This window comes from Brotaphodocola sp., from assembly GCF_983179755.1.
Genome location: NZ_CFAHBC010000004.1, coordinates 1 through 20023, shown reverse-complemented (window position 1 = coordinate 20023; position 20023 = coordinate 1). Strand labels below are relative to the sequence as shown.

Annotated in this window: 16 protein-coding genes and 2 tRNA genes; 12 read left to right on the top strand and 6 right to left on the bottom strand. The window is 45.3% G+C overall.

Annotated features, from left to right (window positions below):
• The first annotated feature begins 40 nt into the window (after nucleotides 1-40).
• Nucleotides 41-2008 (top strand): NAD-dependent DNA ligase LigA, encoded by a 1968-nt coding sequence (ligA, locus tag AC4EVX_RS02770; protein WP_490159524.1) that lies wholly within the window; start codon nucleotides 41-43, stop codon nucleotides 2006-2008.
• On the opposite strand, the gene AC4EVX_RS02765 is transcribed toward ligA, so the two are convergent.
• Nucleotides 2000-5044 (bottom strand): glycoside hydrolase family 2 TIM barrel-domain containing protein, encoded by a 3045-nt coding sequence (locus AC4EVX_RS02765; protein ID WP_177978886.1) that lies wholly within the window; start codon nucleotides 5042-5044, stop codon nucleotides 2000-2002. The two genes, ligA and AC4EVX_RS02765, sit on opposite strands and share 9 nt — an antisense overlap.
• A gap of 290 nt (nucleotides 5045-5334) precedes the next feature.
• Between AC4EVX_RS02765 and AC4EVX_RS02760 the strand changes: the two genes are divergently transcribed.
• From AC4EVX_RS02760 to AC4EVX_RS02745, 4 genes are all read left to right on the top strand, one after another.
• The gene (locus AC4EVX_RS02760; protein WP_177978884.1) at nucleotides 5335-6204 is read left to right on the top strand and encodes a helix-turn-helix domain-containing protein; all 870 of its coding nucleotides are present in this window, start codon (nucleotides 5335-5337) and stop codon (nucleotides 6202-6204) included.
• A 274-nt stretch (nucleotides 6205-6478) separates the two neighbouring features.
• The gene (locus AC4EVX_RS02755) at nucleotides 6479-7873 is read left to right on the top strand and encodes a glycoside-pentoside-hexuronide (GPH):cation symporter (RefSeq protein WP_177978882.1); all 1395 of its coding nucleotides are present in this window, start codon (nucleotides 6479-6481) and stop codon (nucleotides 7871-7873) included.
• Between the two features lie 263 nt (nucleotides 7874-8136).
• The gene (gene metA / locus AC4EVX_RS02750; protein WP_177978880.1) at nucleotides 8137-9054 is read left to right on the top strand and encodes a homoserine O-acetyltransferase MetA; all 918 of its coding nucleotides are present in this window, start codon (nucleotides 8137-8139) and stop codon (nucleotides 9052-9054) included.
• A gap of 132 nt (nucleotides 9055-9186) precedes the next feature.
• Nucleotides 9187-9765 carry a Maf family protein gene (locus AC4EVX_RS02745; protein WP_177978878.1) on the top strand — a complete coding sequence of 193 codons (579 nt, stop codon included), beginning with the start codon at nucleotides 9187-9189 and terminating at the stop codon, nucleotides 9763-9765.
• A gap of 184 nt (nucleotides 9766-9949) precedes the next feature.
• Here AC4EVX_RS02745 and AC4EVX_RS02740 read toward each other — a convergent pair whose 3' ends face one another.
• On the bottom strand, nucleotides 9950-10819 hold the full coding sequence (locus AC4EVX_RS02740; RefSeq protein ID WP_490159523.1) for an aldo/keto reductase: 870 nt from the start codon (nucleotides 10817-10819) through the stop codon (nucleotides 9950-9952).
• Nucleotides 10820-11272: 453 nt separating this feature from the next.
• Here AC4EVX_RS02740 and AC4EVX_RS02735 point away from each other — a divergent pair, with 453 nt between their 5' ends.
• Complete coding sequence (locus AC4EVX_RS02735; RefSeq protein WP_177978876.1) at nucleotides 11273-11728, top strand: MerR family transcriptional regulator; 456 nt, start codon at nucleotides 11273-11275, stop codon at nucleotides 11726-11728.
• A gap of 6 nt (nucleotides 11729-11734) precedes the next feature.
• Nucleotides 11735-11920, top strand: a complete 186-nt coding sequence (locus AC4EVX_RS02730; RefSeq protein WP_490159522.1) for a hypothetical protein — start codon at nucleotides 11735-11737, stop codon at nucleotides 11918-11920.
• A gap of 80 nt (nucleotides 11921-12000) precedes the next feature.
• Here the strand turns inward: AC4EVX_RS02730 and AC4EVX_RS02725 are convergent.
• Both AC4EVX_RS02725 and AC4EVX_RS02720 read right to left on the bottom strand, forming a co-directional pair.
• Nucleotides 12001-12072 (bottom strand) — tRNA-Glu (locus AC4EVX_RS02725).
• A gap of 385 nt (nucleotides 12073-12457) precedes the next feature.
• On the bottom strand, nucleotides 12458-13054 hold the full coding sequence (locus AC4EVX_RS02720) for a YHYH domain-containing protein (RefSeq protein WP_177978874.1): 597 nt from the start codon (nucleotides 13052-13054) through the stop codon (nucleotides 12458-12460).
• 223 nt (nucleotides 13055-13277) lie between these two features.
• Between AC4EVX_RS02720 and AC4EVX_RS02715 the strand changes: the two genes are divergently transcribed.
• Complete coding sequence (locus AC4EVX_RS02715; RefSeq protein WP_177978872.1) at nucleotides 13278-14054, top strand: M15 family metallopeptidase; 777 nt, start codon at nucleotides 13278-13280, stop codon at nucleotides 14052-14054.
• Nucleotides 14055-14119: 65 nt separating this feature from the next.
• Here the strand turns inward: AC4EVX_RS02715 and AC4EVX_RS02710 are convergent.
• Nucleotides 14120-14193 (bottom strand) — tRNA-Pro (locus AC4EVX_RS02710).
• A 308-nt stretch (nucleotides 14194-14501) separates the two neighbouring features.
• Between AC4EVX_RS02710 and AC4EVX_RS02705 the strand changes: the two genes are divergently transcribed.
• Both AC4EVX_RS02705 and AC4EVX_RS02700 read left to right on the top strand, forming a co-directional pair.
• Nucleotides 14502-15311: an HAD-IIB family hydrolase gene (locus AC4EVX_RS02705; protein WP_490159521.1), complete on the top strand. Its 810-nt coding sequence runs from the start codon at nucleotides 14502-14504 to the stop codon at nucleotides 15309-15311.
• A gap of 68 nt (nucleotides 15312-15379) precedes the next feature.
• Entirely contained in the window at nucleotides 15380-17185 is a 1806-nt protein-coding gene (locus AC4EVX_RS02700) for an aminopeptidase P family protein (protein WP_490159520.1), read from the top strand.
• An 89-nt stretch (nucleotides 17186-17274) separates the two neighbouring features.
• Here the strand turns inward: AC4EVX_RS02700 and AC4EVX_RS02695 are convergent, their stop codons facing one another.
• A complete protein-coding gene (locus AC4EVX_RS02695; protein WP_177978866.1) occupies nucleotides 17275-17904 on the bottom strand; it encodes a YbaK/EbsC family protein in 630 nt (209 codons plus the stop codon).
• A 168-nt stretch (nucleotides 17905-18072) separates the two neighbouring features.
• Between AC4EVX_RS02695 and rlmD the strand changes: the two genes are divergently transcribed.
• Together rlmD and AC4EVX_RS02685 are read left to right on the top strand one after the other, a co-directional pair.
• The gene (rlmD, locus tag AC4EVX_RS02690) at nucleotides 18073-19827 is read left to right on the top strand and encodes a 23S rRNA (uracil(1939)-C(5))-methyltransferase RlmD (RefSeq protein ID WP_490159519.1); all 1755 of its coding nucleotides are present in this window, start codon (nucleotides 18073-18075) and stop codon (nucleotides 19825-19827) included.
• Nucleotides 19828-19851: 24 nt separating this feature from the next.
• Nucleotides 19852-20023 (top strand): DUF6061 family protein (locus AC4EVX_RS02685; RefSeq protein WP_474100763.1); only part of this gene is annotated, 172 nt, incomplete at its 3' end.

Sequence of the window (20023 nt, the reverse complement as noted above, 5' to 3'; positions counted from 1 at the left end):
TGTGTGAAAACGGAGAAGAGGGAGAAGACGGGAGCGGAATATGGGACAGAATCAGGATGAAAAACTTTTGCGAATGAAGGAGCTGACGGCGAGACTGTCGGAGGCATCGAAGACCTACTATCAGGAGAGCCGGGAGATCATGAGCAATTTTGAGTATGATAAGCTCTACGATGAGCTTCTCGCACTTGAAGCGGAGACCGGCGTGGTGATGGCGGGAAGTCCGACTCAGAAAGTCGGTTATGAGATTCTCAGTGAGCTTCCAAAGGAGGCGCACGAGGCACCGATGCTCTCCCTCGATAAGACGAAGGAGGTCCGTGTTCTTCAGGAATGGCTTGGAGATCAGGAGGCACTTCTGTCCTGGAAGCTCGACGGTCTCACGATTGTGCTGACGTATGAGGGAGGAGAGCTTGTGAAGGCAGTGACCCGTGGAAATGGAGAGATCGGTGAGGTCATCACGAACAATGCCCGCGTCTTTGCAAATGTTCCGCTTCGGATTGCCTACAAGGGACAGCTGATTCTCCGCGGAGAGGCAGTGATCCGTTACTCGGATTTTTATCAAATCAATGAAGAGATTGAGGATGTCGATGCAAAGTACAAGAATCCGCGCAATTTGTGCAGTGGATCGGTGCGCCAGCTGAATAACCAGATCACGGCTCAGCGAAATGTAAATTTTGTGGCTTTTATGCTTGTGCGCGCGGATGGAGTGGATTTCCACAATTCCAGACGGGAGCAGTTTGAGTGGCTGAAAACGCAGGGCTTTGAGGTTGTCGAGTACCGGATGGTAAAGAGAGCGAGCCTTCCGGAGAATGTTCAGTATTTCTCTCAAAAGATTGCCGATTATGACATTCCGTCCGATGGTCTTGTGCTTCTGCTCGATGATATTGCTTACGGAGATTCTCTGGGGCGGACTGCGAAGTTTCCGCGCAACTCGATCGCTTTCAAGTGGGAGGATGAGATTCGCGAGACTCACCTTCTTGAGATCGAGTGGAGTGTATCGAGAACGGGACTGATCAATCCGGTCGCAATCTTTGAACCGGTGGAGCTTGAGGGAACGACGGTCAGCCGTGCGAGTGTCCATAACCTCAGCATCATGGAAGGACTTCAGCTTGGAATTGGGGATACGATTACAGTTTACAAGGCAAATATGATCATTCCACAGATCGCGGAGAACCTGACGCGAAGTGGAAAGATGGAGATCCCGAAGATCTGTCCGGTCTGTGGAGGTGCGACGGAGATTCGCCAGATGAACGATGTCAAATCTCTCTACTGTACCAATCCGGACTGTCAGGCAAAAAAGATCAAGAGTTTCTCTCTCCTCGTCAGCAGAGATGCCCTGAATATTGATGGACTTTCAGAGATGACACTCGAGAAATTCATCGGCAGTGGACTGATTCACACTTACGCAGATATTTTTCATCTGGACCGCCATCGCCAGACGATCGTGGAGATGGAGGGATTCGGAGAAAAGTCGTATGAGAAGCTGACGACCGCGATCCGGCTGGCATCCCACACGACACTTCCGCGCGTGATCTATGGTCTCGGAATCGCGGGGATCGGTCTGGCAAATGCAAAGATGCTCTGCCGTCAGTTTGACTTTGATTTTGAGAAGATGCGCCATGCATCCGAGGAAGAACTGACTGCGGTCGATGGCATTGGAACCGTCCTTGCGGATGCATGGATCTCATATTTTGAGTCTGAGAAGAATAACCGACTTGTGGACGATCTGCTTGCAGAGCTGACGATTGAGCAGGAGAGTACAAGTGCGGAGACCGCGATTTTTGCGGGAATGACGTTTGTAATCACCGGCTCTGTGACACATTTTGCGAACCGGAAGGAGCTTCAGAGTGTGATTGAGGCGAGAGGTGGAAAGGCGACCGGCTCTGTGACCTCAAAGACGACGTATCTGATCAACAATGATGTGACCTCCAACTCGTCAAAAAACAAAAAGGCAAAAGAACTTGGCATTCCGATTCTCTCCGAGGAGGATTTTCTGAAGCTCTTAGAGTGATCTCCTGACAAACGGGATCAGCTCAAATCGAAACTGGAATGAGGATTCATCAAACTGGTATTCCTTTAAGACAGTCGGTCCACAGCTGTTTGATCCGATTCCATTCTGTGCGTAATCAAGACAGAAGACAAGGCTGTCGGATTCTGTCAGTTCATAATTGTGAGCCGTTTTTTCGAGTTCTTCCTGTGTGTAACAGGAGGCATTGAAGGAGAACGGCTCTTCTGAGACAGCGGTGATGCCAAACTGGGAAGCGGATAATTCCACAAAATCACAGTCGAAGTGACTTCCGTTTTCCTGAGGACGGATATAATCCTCATGCAGATCTTTCACATTTGCGTGGTATAAGCCGTGGCTTGCCCCCTGATGCTTATCTCGGTAGCTTTCCTGCGGTCCGAACCCAAAGAAGGAGACATTTTCCAATTTCTTGTTTAAGAACATCCGCAGTCCAAAGCGGGGAAGAACAGGAAATTCCGTGTCCTTGGTCACCGTGAGGATGGCGCAGATCTTTCCATTGCCGTCAATTTTCCAGAGAATGTTGACATTCAGGATTTTCTGGATCGAGTTGGCGACAATGGCGGTGTGGGCGATGAGGAAGACTCCGTACATATTCTGAAGAATTTCCACCTGATAAGCGCGGGTATATGCCCTGTCAAAGCGCGCTTTCTTCCATTCTGATTTGAGGTACATATCGTTATCGGTAGGTGCTCTCCAGATGTTGAGCTCCATGGGATGATTCAGATACTCTCTTCCGGCAAACAGAAGCTGGGAAAAAAGACCAGTTCGTTTATCGAGTGTGTAAGTAAAATCTTTTGCTTTCAGGATAACAGCTTGATCCGTTTCCTGAACAACGATCTCATTGGTCTCTGCGGTTCGGTTGATCCAGCTGAGTGCTTTCTGGTTTCGCCCGTCCTCATTATCAAGGAGAATCTCATCAAAACCGAGAGGATATCCGGGATTCATCAGAGGAAGTTCCTTCTTCAGGAGATAGGTGAGCTTGAGATAAATTTTTCCCGTCTCTGGAACCGCAATCTTTAATTCTATTTTTCCGTGATCGTGTGGTCGGACGGAAAACGGGGCGAGTCGTCCGCTCTGAATGGACAATCCGTCTCTTGTCACTTCAAAAAGAATCTCCACATAGTCTTTTAAATCATCAAAATCCATGTAGTTGTGTAAAATCAGTTCTCCGCTTGCTGGATCGTAGGATACGACTCTTGCAGGGCGGTAGACATTCTTGTACTCCAAAATTCCAGTGTGAGGGGTGCGATTCGGGTAGACGAGTCCATCCATGCAGAAGTTTCCGTCATGGAGTTCTTCTCCGTGATCTCCACCGTAGGCGTATCGCATTTTTCCATTTTCCGCTCTGCCGTGCGCAATGGCATGGTCACACCACTCCCAGACAAAACCGCCACACATCCGGTCATCACTTTGAATCATCTGGAAATAATCTTCGAGATCTCCAGGGCCGTTTCCCATCGCATGACAGTACTCGACGAGAAGAAACGGCTTGCTTCCATCTTTTTTGAGATATTCTTGAATTTCTGTGAGTGCAGGGTACATCCGGCTGTACAAATCCAGATTTTTGTAGTCGTAAGTTACATCGTAGTTGCGGTAGCGGGCGCTTTCATACTGGGTGATTCGATCAGGATCGAACTCCTTCGTCCATCTCAGCGCATTCTCGAAATTACATCCGTATGCACTCTCGTTTCCCATTGACCACATGATGATGCAGAAGCGGTTCTTGTCGCGCTCCACCATTCGCTGAACGCGGTCAAGGATTGCCTGCGCCCATGCCGGGTCATCGGCGATTTTCTCATTCCAGCGTTTGAAACGATTATAGTCGGTATCTTCTTTGCGGTACAACATAAATGGTCCATGCGCTTCTAAATCTGCCTCATCGATGACCAGGAAGCCGTAGCGGTCACACATCTGATAAAAATAAGGGGCGTTCGGATAGTGACTTGAACGGATCGAATTAAAATTATGTTGCTTCATCAAGGTGAGGTCTTTTTTGATCTGTTCCACACCGACGGTGAATCCGGTAACCGGGTCAGAGTCGTGACGGTTGACTCCGCGAAATTTAATTTTTTCTCCGTTAAAGAGAAGTACACGGTCGCGGATTTCGATTGTGCGGAGTGCAAGTTCGTCGATGATCGTTTCATATTCCGTCTGAAGTACGATCGTGTAGAGGTAGGGGTGCTCTGTGTTCCAGAGGATCGGATTTTCAAGCTCAAACTTTACTTGTCTAGGCTCCGAGACCGTCTCTTCTGCGAGGAGTGTGCCATTCGGATCTTCTATGCGGATGGATGTGAGAACCGGATGATAGAACTCCATATTGAGGTGGATGGTTGCACGATTTTCCTGGATCTTAGTTGTGATGTGATAGTCCCAGATTGCATGCTCAGGGCGTTTTAAGAGATAGACATCGCGGAAAATTCCGCTCATGCGAAACTTGTCCTGATCCTCCAGATAAGAGCCGTCACACCATTTTAGAACGAGAACTGCGAGGGTATTTTCCCCCTCATTTAAAAGATCGGTGACATCGAACTCGGCAGTTGCATGGGAAACCTGACTGTATCCGACATAAATTCCGTTGATCCAAACGTAGAAACAGCTGTCGACACCCTCAAAGTTCAAAAAGGCTTTCTTTGCAAGCGCATCTTTCTGATACAAAAACGTTCGGACATAAGCGCCACAGGGGATGTCCTGAGGAACGTAGGGCGGATCAAACGGAAACGGATAGCGAATATTGGTGTACTGGTTTGAGTCGTATCCAGCTGTCTGCCATACGCTAGGAACGATGATCTCATCAAACTCTTTTGTGTCATAGTCGGACTGATAAAAGCGATCATGAAGTTCATAGATGCTCTTGTAATATTGGAATTTCCATGTGCCGTTTAACAGTTGAAAACGATCGGAATCGCCCCGGTGCTCAACCAGAGTATTCATCCGTTTGGATGCCGGGATGTAATAAGCTCTCATCGGCATGGTGTGGTCATGTAAGACGTTTAAATCTTCATAATAGCGTGGAATAATCATTCATAAACCCTCCTGATAGGCAATGCGTTGATATATATTTTTTTGTTGTGTCTGATGTTTGTCTTGTGTTTGAAGTCAAACGAGAAAACGGTCCGACTAACTTGAAAATATTTTGTTTTCTAGGGATATTTTACAGAAATGCGTTCTGCCTGTCTATGAATAGAAATAGACGAAATATGCACAAAATGATATAATATAAAATATGGTTTATAATGCAGTTTATAATGCAGTTCAAATGCAGTTTGGAATACTTTTTAGAAGAGCATACGGGATGACAGGGGGAAGGACAGATGTATATCAATACCGGATATCTGAATCAGTCACACAAGGACTTTAAGGACAAACGTCAGCCACTGATTGTGGGCAGTTGTGGAAATTACCGCCTGTCTTCGTATCCGAAAATGCCGACTTATCGTCCGAGAGGACGGTTGGATTATCAGATCATCTATATTGCGTCGGGAAAGGCATATTTTCATTTTGATACGCCGGAGAATGAGACGATTGTGCCGGCTGGAAATGTTGTGCTGTTTCGGCCGAAAGAACTTCAAAAATATGAATATTACGGGAAGGATAAGACGGAAGTATTCTGGATTCATTTTACGGGAAGTGATGTGAAAAATATACTCAGAAAATATGGGTTTGCGGACAAGCAGAGAGTGTTTTCGGTTGGAACATCGCTGGAATATGAGCGCATTTTCAAGAGAATCATCAGCGAACTGCAAAAATGTCAGAGTGATTATGAGGAGATGCTGATGCTTCTTCTGCGTCACCTGCTGATTGTATTTAACCGAGAACTTACACGAGAACACGTTCTGAAAAACGAATATATGGATCGAGAGATGGAGCTGACGGTCTCTTATTTTAGCACGAATTACAATCTGGACATCAATATTGAGGAGTATGCATCCTCGAAGGGGATGAGTGTCAGCTGGTTTATCCACAATTTTAAGAAATATACCGGGGAGACTCCAATGCAGTTTCTCACTTCCATTCGCATTACGAATGCCCAGATCTTGTTAGAGACCACGACCTACTCAGTCAATGAGATCTCACGAATTGTCGGGTATAACAATCCTCTGTATTTCAGTCGTATTTTCCATAAAAGAAAAGGATATTCACCTCAGCAGTATCGAAAGAGAATGATGGAGACGGAAGAATGAGCAAGTCCCCTCTTTGTCGGATAAAAGGGCAGGTTCACAGTATGATAGATACCTGTTAAACGGCAAAGAGGGGATTTTTATGCTCTTTTTTAACAGTATGATTTTGTGCATATTCTGTGTAACTTCATTCATCGACAAATGCTAAAGAAAAACGTATGATAGGGACTGTTGAGGGACGAAATGAATAGAAAAAAATACATATTTTTATTTGGATTTTCATCTCTTGGCGGGGAACTGAAAATGGGGGATTGCGTAAAGGAGAGGGATACCCGGTATGGAAGAAAAGAAATATTTAAAGTGGTACAACAAGGTTGGTTACGGTTCAGGGGATATTGCGGGAAATGTGGTGTATGCATTTCTCACGTCTTTTGTCATGGTCTATCTGACGGATACGGTTGGATTGACCGCGGGAATTGTGGGGACGCTGATTGCTGTCTCAAAGATTTTTGACGGATTTACGGATATCTTTTTTGGCTCGATGATTGATAAGACGCATACCAGACTTGGAAAGGCGCGTCCGTGGATGATTTATGGATATATCGGTTGCGCCGTGACACTGATCGCCGTGTTTGCAGTGCCGATGAATCTTGGCAATTCCGCAAAGTATGCGTGGTTTTTTATCGCCTATACGTTGTTGAACGGTGTTTTCTATACGGCGAATAACATTGCTTACTCGGCGCTGACCTCGCTTGTCACGAAAAACAGCAAGGAACGCGTTCAGATGGGCTCATACCGGTTTATTTTTGCATTTTCTACGAGTCTTCTGATCCAGTCGATTACGGTTGGGTTTGTTGATCGCCTTGGCGGGGATGCAGGTGCATGGAGAACGGTGGCAATTATTTATGCAGTGGTGGGACTGATTGTGAACACGATCTCCGGTCTTTCTGTGAAGGAGCTTCCGGAGGATGAGCTGAATGAAGGCGAGGAGAAGACGGAGAAAGAGGAATATGGACTTGTTCAGGCGTTTCACCTGCTCATAAAAAATAAATATTATCTGATGATCTGTGGCACTTACATTTTACAGCAGTTGTACGGTGCGATGATCGGAGCCGGCATTTATTATATGACTTGGGTCTTAAAAAATAAAAATTTGTTTGGTCAGTTTGCGTGGGCGGTAAATATTCCGCTGATCGTTGCACTGATTTTCACGCCAACCCTTGTCGGAAAATGGAAGGGAATGTATAAGCTGAACTTAAGAGGATATATCCTGGCAGTCATTGGAAGAGCGTTTGTTGTGGTAGCGGGATATATGGGAAGCATTTCTCTTATGATGGCATTTACTGCGCTTGCGGCGCTTGGTCAGGGACCGTGGCAGGGAGATATGAATGCAGTGATTGCATCCTGCTCAGAGTATACTTATCTGACACAGGGAAAGCGGGTCGATGGAACGATGTATTCCTGTACTTCGCTTGGCGTAAAACTGGGTGGAGGAATTGGAACGGCTGTGGTTGGATGGCTGTTGGAATTCAGTGGTTACGTTGGAACCAATTCTGTACAGCCCCAGTCAGCGCTTGATATGATGCAGTTTATGTACCTGTGGCTTCCTCTGATTTTTGATGTTCTGATTATGTTTGTTCTCTCAAAGATGGATGTGGAGACGGCAAATGAGAAATTAAAGGCAGAAAAGGGAATGATCTCGGATGAGGTCACAGATTATGTACAATACTGATTCAGAAGTTGACTGGTTGGAATGAGGTTATGAACCTTTATTTTTAGTAAAACTTGTTTCTCAAAAAACTTATTTCCGAGATGGCATCTCGACTATTGCCTCTTCTTGTGATATACTACAAAGCGTATATTTGCGAGAAGAGGCATTTTTATTGATAAATAATAGGTAAATATAGGTAATTGAGTAAAAAGTTCATGTAAATAAGAACATGAAGATTTTTGTTGAGATTTTGCATCGAGATTAATCGATTGGGGGAGAAAATTATGCCAATTAAAGTACAGAATGAACTTCCGGCGCGTGCTATTCTTGAGTCGGAGAATATCTTTGTGATGGATGAAGACCGTGCCTTAAGCCAGGATATTCGTCCGCTTCAGATTTTGATCCTGAATTTGATGCCGTTGAAGGAGGATACGGAGACTCAGCTTCTTCGTGCGCTCTCCAATACGCCGCTTCAGGTGGACTGCACCTTTTTGATGATGTCCTCTCATGTGTCGACGCATACGTCTGCAAGCCATTTAAATAAATTCTATGTCACCTTTGATGAAGTTAAGAGAAAGAAATTCGATGGTCTGATTATCACCGGTGCTCCGGTTGAGAATATGGAGTTTGAGGAAGTCAATTATTGGGAAGAACTCAAGACGATCATGGAGTGGTCAAAGACTCATGTTCATTCCACCCTGCATATCTGCTGGGGAGCACAGGCTGGTCTGTACTATCATTATGGAATTCCGAAATATATGAGAAAATCCAAGCTCTCCGGAATTTATCGTCACCGAATTCTTGACCGCAAGGTTCCGCTTGTGCGCAGTATGGATGACTATGTGATGGCACCGCATTCCCGCTACACCGAGGTGCGCCGTGAGGATATTGAGAAACATCCGGAACTTCAGATTGTCGCAGAGTCGGATGAGGCAGGCGTTTTTCTGGTGCTTAATCGGGATGGAAGTCAGATCTTTGTTCAGGGACATCCGGAGTATGACCGCATGACATTGAACAATGAGTATCACCGTGATCTGAAAAAGGGACTGAATCCGGAACTTCCGTGCAATTATTATGAGAACAACGATCCGTTCAGCGTTCCGGTTTTGACATGGAGAAATCTCTCCAACACGCTCTATGCAAACTGGCTGAACTTCTATGTATACCAGACAACCGATTACATTCTGGATGCAGAAGAGTAGGAGAATCCGGGGAAACTTAGAAAGAATTTTGAATCGAAACACAGATCGGAATCGAAATAGAAACCTGGATCGAAAATGGGCGATACAAGAGACAGACGAGACGAATAACAGGAAACAGGAGAAACACTGGAAATGAAAAAAGTAATTCTTGCATCTGCGTCCCCGAGGCGCAGAGAGCTTCTGCATCAGGTTGGAATTGAGCCGGAAATTGAACCGAGCCATGTCGAGGAAGTGATCACGACGACAGTTCCGGCGGATGCGGTGATGGAGCTGTCAGCACAGAAAGCCGGAGATATTGCGAAGCGCCATGAAGGAGAGCAGGTGATTGTCATCGGGGCAGACACGGTTGTGTCGGCGGATGGAAAAATTCTCGGAAAACCTCACGATGAGCGCGAGGCATTTGAGATGCTCAGCATGCTCAGTGGACGGAAACATCAGGTCTACACGGGAGTGACGATGGTTTCTTGCGAGACAGGAAAGACCTGTACATTTGCGGAGAAGACGGATGTGGAGGTTTATCCGATGACGGAGGAGCAGATTCGCGCTTATATTGCGACCGGAGAGCCGATGGACAAAGCCGGAGCTTATGGAATTCAGGGACGCTTTGCGATGCATGTAAAGGGAATTTGCGGAGATTACAACAATGTGGTGGGACTTCCGGTTGGAAGACTCTGTCAGGAGCTTTCTAATAAGTTATCAGAAAATAAATAAGATTTTTCGCTTACAAATTAACCAGAAATTGATCAGAGGTTAAAAAATTAGCGGGAGAGTTCGTTTTGAGCTCTCCCGTCTTTCTTATACTTTTGTTTCATAAAATTTTGTAGAAGATTTTATTTTGTCCTCTGGAATAAAAACATAAGAGTAAATGTTTCCAAAAGGGAATAAAGAGAAAAATTTATGCCAGCGGTTTTCCGCTGAATACCGGGAAAATGTTGAAATCACCGTAATCTGCGATATGCTCCATGTGCATCAGAGTCTCCATATCTGCGTCGGAGATCACGAAATCGACGTTGGCATTGTCTGCCATGTGATCCGGGTTTGCAGTCTTTGGAAGTGCCACGGTGCCAAGCTGGATGACGTAGCGGATGCAGAGCTGAGCAGGAGTGACATGGTACTTTTTGGCCATTTCTGTGATTGCCGGGTTCTTGAGCGCCTCGCCGTGAGCGATCGGAGAGTATGCTTCCACTAAAATGTTCTGGGACTTGCAATAATCAACGAGCGCAAGATCGGTGTTGCTGATATGAAGCAGAATCTGGTTTACCATCGGCTTTACATGACAATCAGAGAGCAGGTTTTCCAGATCATCTTTCAGGAAGTTGGAGACACCGATGACACGGATCTTTCCGGCTTTCTGGGCATCCTCAAGTGCGCGCCACACTTCCTTGTTCTCCTCAAAGTAGCGCTTCTCCACGCGGAACTCCGTCCAAGGCTGTGGGGAGTGAATGATCATCTGATCGAGATAGTCAAGCCCCATTTTCTCTAAAGTTTCATCGATGGACTTGGAAGCCTCCTCATAGGTCTTTAATTCGGCAGCAACCTTGCTGGCAACAAAGAGTTCCTCACGCGCAATGCCACAACTGCGCACGCCCTCTCCGACACCGCGCTCATTGCCGTAAGCCTGTGCGGTATCGATGAGGCGATAACCGAGTTTTACTGCGGATTTGACGGCATCGCTTGCCTTGCCATCCTCGATGAACCAGGTGCCAAGTCCGAGTTTCGGGATTTTTATGCCATTTGCCAGAGTGTAAGTCTCGTCAAAAATCATAGTGATTTCCTCCTTATTATAGAAAAGTTTTTGGTGTCATTTTTGGAAAATGCCCTGCGCGGTCATGCGATTATGTATGCTGTCTTAGTGTTGCATTCATTGTCCTTGCGCTGTGTTTAGATGAAGCGCGGAAGTGTTCATTCGTTTAGTGTTAGAAACTTGTAGCAACCTTTAGAAACTTGACATGGAAGGCATTTAACGATATGCTTGCATTAAAGCTTAGCTATACTGTACAACTTGAAGTACACTTTAAGTCAAGAGTTTACTGCGATTTTTGACGGGATTTTGTGCGGACTTGAGGGAGAATTTTTCGCAATAAGAGTAATAGGAGTAAGAAGAGCAAGAAAGTAGGAGATACAAGAGTCTAAGAGTAAGCAAATTAGAAAATAAGCAAATCAGAAAATGAGAAAATAGGAACGATTCAGATTGAAAAAATGTTGGAGGGATTGGGATATGATTTACACAGTGGGAGAAACAGCGAAATTGCTGGGAGTGACGGCTTCGACTCTGCGATACTATGACAAAGAGGGACTGTTGCCGTTTGTGGAACGCTCGGCTGGGGGAATTCGGATGTTCAAGGAGTCTGATTTTGAGTGGCTTCAAGTCATTGGTTGTATGAAGAAGGCAGAAATGTCGATCAAGGATATTCGTCAGTATATCGAGATGGCTTTGCAGGGGGATGACACGATTGAAATGCGCCTTGAGATGTTTCGCCACCAACGGGAGGAGCTTAGAGAACAGATGGAGGAGCTTGAGCACACGATGGAGATGGTGGAGTACAAATGCTGGTATTATGAGACGGCAAAGAAGGCAGGAACGATCGCAGTTCCGCGAGATATGAAAGTAAATGAAGTTCCAGAGCGTTTTTGCAAGATTCTTCGTGAACTTCGAAAAGTTCCGGAAGCATGAATTATCATGTCTGAAGTTTTCATTTCTGAGGCTATCAGGTATGATAACTTGGAGTGGGTGCAAAGTGCCAGTGGCGCTTGTTATGCACCAACTGCAATGAAACGAAGAAGTGCAATGATTCTGATGGGAAGATGTAAGCAGAGCGGACCGGAATCACGCGCCAAGTCTGCGCGAGCGTTGACTGGAATTTGAATTAGGTGTGGCACAGCGCTCTGCGATTTTGATCGAAAAAACTCCGATGTGAAATATCACACCGGAGTTTTTATTCTGTATGACCTCATCGGGAATCGAACCCGAGTTTACGCCGTGAGAGGGCGTCGTCTTAACCGCTTGACCATGAGGCCATGATCGATATTATGTTGTGTCGCTTGACTCGTTTCTGTGAGTGACTTGTCATCAGCGAACTCCTATATTCTATCGTGTTTGTTGCAAAAAAGCAAGTGGAAATTTCACTTTTTTTTATAAATGGCAAAATAGCTAATAAAATGGCAAAAAATAGAGATACTCATGTATCATACGCACAAGAAAAAGGGACAAAAATGGAAAAACAAAACGAAAAAAGGGAAATCGGAAAACGGAGGGGGAGTTTCATCCCCCTGTTCGATTTCCATTTTTGTTTAAATGTGATTGTGTGATTGCAGTTTTTAGATGATGAACCAAGGATCATCGTTGCGACGGCGATGAAGGATGGGTACATGTTTTATTTATGTATGCTTATTGATGCACGCGTTATTGGTGCACACGATTTTCGTTACAACCGGTGGTCACATAGTGCTCGTAGTAGGATTTGAGATTATCTCCGTAGGCATTTTTGAGATCCTCATTATTTTCCTTGTAGACGTTCACGTCAAAGGACTCGCATCCCTTTCTTCCCTCTGCCATTCCATTTGTGTAGAAATGCTCAAACAGCTTCAAACTATTGCGACCGATAGCAGACTGGAGATCCGGGTTGGCGTTGTAGTAATAATCTGCGTCAAAAACAGCCTGATAGGAATTCATCAGTTCTGTGGTGATCGTCGTCTTTGATGTCTGGGACGAAGTACTCTTGGAACTGGATGAAGAGGAAGACGAGGATTTGGATGAGGAGGAGCTGTAAGGGCAAACACCGTTTGGATGAAGATGAGCGGGCATGCCGTGGTGGTAGTGGTAACTTCCAAGTCCACTTTTGTTTTGATAGTCATGGTGTCCACCGCTCGAGTCAGTTCTTCCGGAGTGTGCTTCCGCCACGATCGTGAATGGATGAAGGACAGGTGTCGTCTGTGCGGAGAGCATAAGTCCGGATAAGAGGATAACGCCTAATTTTTTAATGTGGTTGCATTTTTTCATAATGATGATACATACCTCCCTGCGTAAACTGGGGTTTGTATATCTACCCCTATATTAAGAAGATACGTTTTTTATTGCAAAATACAACGAAAAATGTCAAAAAAATAAAAAATGAATGCGAATACATGGTGAATTGCGTTTGCGTATTTATTTGAATATAAATAACATTACAGAGAAAAAGAAAACAAAGAAAATAGAATAAAGAAAATAGGGGGAACGCGCGATGAGAGATATCACTCTATGTCATCCACGCCTTCAGAAATTGGCAGTTCAGCTGGTGGAATCGGCGAATAGACAGAATCTTAAAATTAAAATTGGAGAGACATTTCGGACTGTGGCGGAGCAGGATGCTCTGTATGCACAGGGGCGTACAAAGCCGGGGAAGATTGTGACAAACGCACCGGGAAAAAATTACAGCTCTTACCATCAATGGGGAACTGCATTTGACGTTTATCGCGATGACGGTCATGGGGCGTATAATGAGAGTGGGAAATTTTTTGAGCGCGTTGGGGCGATTGGAGTCTCTTTAGGCTTGGAATGGGGTGGAAATTGGAAGACGATCGTGGATAAACCGCATTTTCAGTTGCCGGACTGGGGGAGCAGTACGAGTGGGATCAAGAATGTGTATCGGAATCCGGAAGAATTTATGAAGACCTGGTATTTAGAGCATATTCCGGTGGGGTGGAAAAAAGAGGATGGAGGATGGCGCTTTTATTACCGGGATGGAAGAGGGCGATATGTCCGCAATGATTGGTACTGTGACAATGGAGTCTGGTACTGGTTTGATGGTGCTGGACATATGGTAACAGACACTTGGTATCGCTACAAGAATCATTGGTATTATTTAGGAGAAGATGGGAGTATGCGGACGGGACAGATCACCGTGGATGGAAAATGGTATTGTCTGGACTTAGAAGGGCGCATGATGACAGAGCCGGTTGTTCTCACACCTGATCAGAATGGAGCACTTTGGATGCCTGGGATTGCAAAATGCAAATGAAAATGGTATGAAAATAATATCAATAGGGTTTAGATTTGGATATGGAAAGATTAAAAAAAGAAAAGTCGGGGCAACAAGATTTGAACTTGCGACCTCTCGGCCCCCAGCCGAGCGCGCTACCAAGCTACGCCATACCCCGACGTTTTAACAACATTAGTAGTATATCATGAAAAGAAAAATTTGAAAAGTATTTTTTGAGAAAAGGTTTTTGAGACGAGTTGCTCAATGCCTTTTCTTTTTCTTATTTTGTTTGTCTTTTCTGAAAATGCCAGTCCATCTGCTTGCGGAATGATTGCTAATTTGCTATGATAAAAGACGTGTGTAAGACAGAAAAAGAATTCTGAGAGTAAGGAATTCTGATTGGACATTTTTACGCGTAGCGAAAAGAATAAAATAACGATGTTTATTGAGTAAGTAAATGAGTAAGTAAAGGATGCGAAAAAACGAATGAAGGAGACTATGAAGGACAAAAAGAAAGGAATTGTCAGTTTTGACATGGATATGACGCTTCTGGATCATGCAGATTACAAGATTCCGGAGAGTGCAAAGAAAGCCGTGGAGCTTTTGCGTGAGCATTATTATATTGTGGTTGCGACTGGACGAGATCTGGACAGTCCTTTCAGCGCAGGGCTGAAAGAAATGGTGGAGCCGGATGCAGTGATTCATCTGAACGGAACGAAGATTACGGTCGGGGACACACTGATTTATGAACATCTGATGGATCATGCTCTGGTGGAGCGGATGTTGCGCTTTGCAGAGGGAAAAGAGTTCTCGATCGGAATGAGCAGTGGAACGGAGGACTATTATGTCAATCCGAAGTTTGTGGAGCATCATGATATCAAGAGATGGGGCGTGACGGAGAGAAATTTCCAAGACCCGTGGAAACTTCTTGAGATTCCGGTGAAAACGCTGACTTATATCGGAGGAGAGGCAGGCTGTCATGAGGTGGAAGTGGCATTTCCGGAGGTGAAACTGCCGATGTTTTCAAGCCGTGAGGGTGCGGATATCGTGGAGAAGCAGTCCTCAAAAGCGGAAGGTCTTAAGCGTCTTTGTGCGTATTATGACATTCCGCTTGAAAATACGGTGGCATTTGGAGACAGCATGAATGATTATGAGATCATCCAGACGGCAGGAATCGGTGTGGCAATGGGAAATGCGATTGAGATCCTGAAACAAACGGCGGACTATGTGACGGATGAGATCGGAAAAGATGGAGTCTGGAATGCCTGTGTGAAATTGAATCTGATTCAGCCGTAGAGCTGAAAAAATATGGTCTTTGATTGGTATTTAACAGAACAGAAGGAAAGAAGGCTAAGAAGAATACAATGGAAACGGTAACAGAGAGAATTCAGAGACTTCGGGAGAAGATGGCGGAACATCAGATGGATGCATACCTCGTTCCGACATCGGATTTCCATGAATCTGAGTATGTGGGAGAGTATTTTGCGTGCAGAAAATATATCACCGGGTTTACCGGTTCGGCTGGACAGGCAGTCATTACAAAAGACTGGGTCGGACTCTGGACAGATGGAAGATATTTTGTTCAGGCATCCGCAGAGCTTGCAGGATCTGGAGTAGAACTCATGAAGATGGGCGAGCCGGGAGTTCCGACTGTGGAAACGTATCTGCAACAGCATTTGCCAGAGGGCGGAGTGCTCGGATTTGACGGTCGTGTGATCAACAGCATGATGGGCGAGCGACTCAGAGATCTGCTCGGAGCAAATCGGGTGAGCGTCGAGAGTGGATATGATCTTGTCGGAGAGATCTGGGAAGATCGCCCGGAACTTTCCTCAGAGCCGATCTGGGTGCTCGATGAGAAATATGCGGGCAAGTCGGCAAAGGAGAAGATTGCTGATCTTCGTGCACAGATGGAGCGGGCAGGAGCAGATACCCATATCCTGACAACGCTGGATGATATTGCGTGGCTTTTAAATATTCGTGGAAATGATATTCCATGCAATCCGGTAGCGCTGTCTTATCTGGCAGTGACAAAGACGGATCTGATTTTGTTTATTGATGCAAAGGCAGTGTCGGATGAAGTAAGAGAGTATTTGAGTGCTCAGGGTGTTAAGACTCAGCCGTATGATGCAATTTATGAGTATGTTCGTCAGATTCACTATGCGCGCGTTCTGTTAGAGAAGGCGAAGGCAAACGATGCGATTTTGAACGGACTCGATGACACGAACAAGGTGATTGACCAGATGAATCCGACTGTGATGGCAAAAGCAGTGAAGAATCCGACGGAAATCGAGAATATGAAGAAAGCGCATATTCTTGATGGCGTAGCAATGACGAAGTTTATTTATTGGCTCAAGAAAAATGTGGGAAAGATTCCGATGACGGAGTACAGTGTTTCCGATTATCTCGAAGAACTGCGAAAAGAGCAGGGGGCACTGGATCTGAGCTTTACGACGATTTCCGCGTATGGGGCAAATGCCGCAATGTGCCATTACCATGCACTCCCTGAGACCTGTGTCGATCTGCATCCAGAGGGTCTGTACCTTGTTGATTCGGGCGGTCAGTATTTAGAGGGAACGACTGACATCACGAGAACCGTTGCACTTGGACCGGTGACGGAGGAGGCAAAAAAGCATTATACGCTTGTGCTGATCAGCATGCTTCGCCTTGCTCACACGACGTTTATTCAGGGGGCAAGCGGAATGACGATCGACTATGTGGCGCGGGAGCCGTTCTGGAAAGAGGGGCTTGACTTTAATCATGGAACGGGACATGGAGTTGGTTATCTGCTGAATGTGCATGAGAGACCGGTTGGAATTCGCTCGAGAGTGGCAGCGGGTCGCCGTCCGGAAGTCGTTCCGTTTATGCCGGGAATGGTATGTTCCGATGAACCGGGACTTTATATCGAAGGAAAACACGGAATTCGCACCGAGAATCTGATGTATTGCCTGAAAAAGAATAAGACAGATTTTGGTCAGTTCTTGGGATTTGAGTATCTGACCTGGGTTCCGATTGATCTTGAGCCGGTGGAAGTTTCGATGATGACGGATGAGGATCTTGGATTTTTGAATGAGTATCACCAGACAGTGTATGAGAAGATTTCTCCGTATCTGAGTGGAGACGAGTTAGAGTGGCTGCACCAGGTGACAAGACCGTTGAAGAAGAATGCATAAGCGCCGATAGTGCATCTCCCGTCAACCGACACGATCAGACGGGGGATGCGTGAAAAGGTTGTCATTGTATTTGTATTATAGGATTATATTTACTCTTCCCACGGAAGTTCCACGATAATGGGTTCATGGTGGACAGCAGGAAGAAAATGATCCAAAATATCGCGTGTGCTGATTTTCAGGCTTGAGGTGTTGATGCATGGATGACAGCCGATAAATGCATGGTGATCGATGACATCGCGATCAATCAGGAGCTGTACGCGATTTTCCGGGTCATTCATCAGTCCAAGCACGCTCACAGAACCGGGAGTCAGATCGAGAAGTCGTTCCATATCGTCCGGTTTGCCAAAAGAGAGGCGGGCACTGCCGATTTGTTTGGAGAGTTTGGAGGTCTTGAACTTCTTTTCGCCGGGCATCATTAACAGGTAAAATGCAGTTTTCTGCGCATTGCACAGAAAGAGATTTTTGCAAATGTCAATATCGAGAAGTTTGTCTACATCATGACAGGCTTCGATTGTCGGCATGGCACTGTGATCCACACGGATATAGGGAATATGGAGCTCGTCAAGAAGGTCATAAGTGCGGCTCTCTTTTGTAAGACGTAAACTTTCATCTTCAGGGCGACCGTGATAACAGGTCGGATCAATGAAATAGGATGGATCAGAGGAAGAAGCGGAGTTTGGTATAGTTGGTGTATGGGAAATATTGAAATTTTGATTCATAAAAGCTCCTTTCATAAAGAAATGTAATTTTTGTAACAGAGTTTATGTGGCGTTTTACTCACAGAGTAATTATACGGGAGAAGCGTCAAAATTCAAGTATTTTAGTATTTTCTGCGCTGTTTTTGTTTGGGTGGCAAGATAGAGAATAGAAAGAAGATAGAATTATTCATGAGAGAGACAGAGAAAAATAAGAAAAAGCGCATGGATACGGATGCGAGATCTTCCAAACCAGTGCGTAATGGAAAATCGTTTGGTGATAAATCGGAACGAAGGGTATTGAAGGAATCAAAATCATTAAAAGCGTCAAAACCATTAAAGGCATCAAAAGAATTAAAAGAATCAAAGGAATCAAAGGGATCAAGGGGATCAAAAGAATCAGAGCGTTATCGGGGCTATCAATCTGATAAGCCTTCAAAAATCTTAAAAGAGATTGGTAGAGATAAAGCGAAGGATAAAGAAAAGGATAGAGAAAAGAATAAAGAGAAGAACACAAAAAAATTAAAGAAAAAGAGTCTCTGTCCGGTTTCTGCGCGTTGTGGCGGTTGTCAATATCTGGATATGCCGTATGAGGAACAGCTGAAATTAAAGCAGGCACAGATGCAAAAACTTTTAGGAAAATTCTGTGGCGTGCATCCGATTCATGGGATGGAAAATCCGTTCCACTATCGTAACAAAGTTCATGCAGTATTCGGTCACCGCAAAGGCGAGCCGGTATCCGGTGTTTATGAGGAGGGCACACACAATCTTGTTCCGGTGGAGAGTTGTCTGATTGAGGACCAGAAGGCAGATGAGATCATTGGGACGATTCGCGGAATGCTCAAGTCATTCAAAATCCGCACTTATGACGAGGATACGGGCTATGGTCTTTTGCGCCATGTGTTGATCCGCCGTGGATTTACAACAGGAGAAATCCTTGTGGTTCTCGTGACGGCATCTCCAGTATTCCCATCTAAAAATAATTTTGTCAAGGCATTGAGACAGAAGCATCCGGAGATCACAACGATCGTCCAGAACATCAATGACCGAGGAACAAGCATGGTGCTTGGCGACCGTGAGCATGTGTTGTATGGAAAGGGATATATAGAAGATGAGCTTTGCGGCTTCCGTTTCCGCATCTCCCCGAAGTCCTTCTATCAGGTAAATCCGGTCCAGACAGAATATCTCTACAATAAGGCGATTGAGCTGGCTGGTCTTACCGGAAAAGAGACGGTTCTGGATGCCTACTGTGGAATCGGAACAATCGGAATTACCGCATCCGCTCATGCTGGTCAGGTAATCGGTGTGGAGTTGAATCCAGATGCAGTGCGCGATGCTGTCCAGAACGCAAAATGCAACAACATCAAAAATATTCGTTTTTACTGCAATGATGCCACAAAGTTTATGACGCAGATGGCAGAAGCAGGGGATGGAGTCGATGTAGTGCTGATGGACCCGCCAAGATCTGGAAGCACAGAAGAGTTTATCCGTGCAGTTGCATCTGTAAAGGCAAAGCGAGTTGTCTATGTCTCCTGCGGACCAGATACCCTTGCACGCGATTTGAAAGTGTTTAAGAAGTATGGATATCAGGCAAAGAGCGCATGGCCAGTGGATCTCTTCCCCCAGACTTACCATGTGGAGACGGTTGTCTTGCTTTCCAAGGGTGAGGTCGACTCGAAAAAGATTCGGGTTGAGTTCTCTTTGGAAGATATGGATATGTCCGAATTTCAGGATGGGGCAACCTACACCCAGATCAAAGACTATGTGCTGGAGCATAGCGGGTTAAAGGTATCCAATCTTTATATCTCACAGATTAAGAGGAAATGTGGGATTGAAGTTGGCAAGAATTACAATTTGCCGAAGTCCGAGGATTCCAGACAGCCCATGTGTCCGCCGGAAAAAGAGAAAGCAATCCGAGAAGCATTCAAATATTTTGGGATGATCTAACATCCCGCAAAATGGAGGTTTCTTATGGATAGATTGATTTCTTGTGAGTTTAACATGGATACCGCTTGTGTGGAACTGAAATTTTTAGATGGCAGCATGATTGCCATTGATACCATCGCCGTGGAGAATGAGGTTGCCGATAATATGTATCAGCGGTCAGAACTGGACTATCTGATCTACAATGATCCGATTGGAT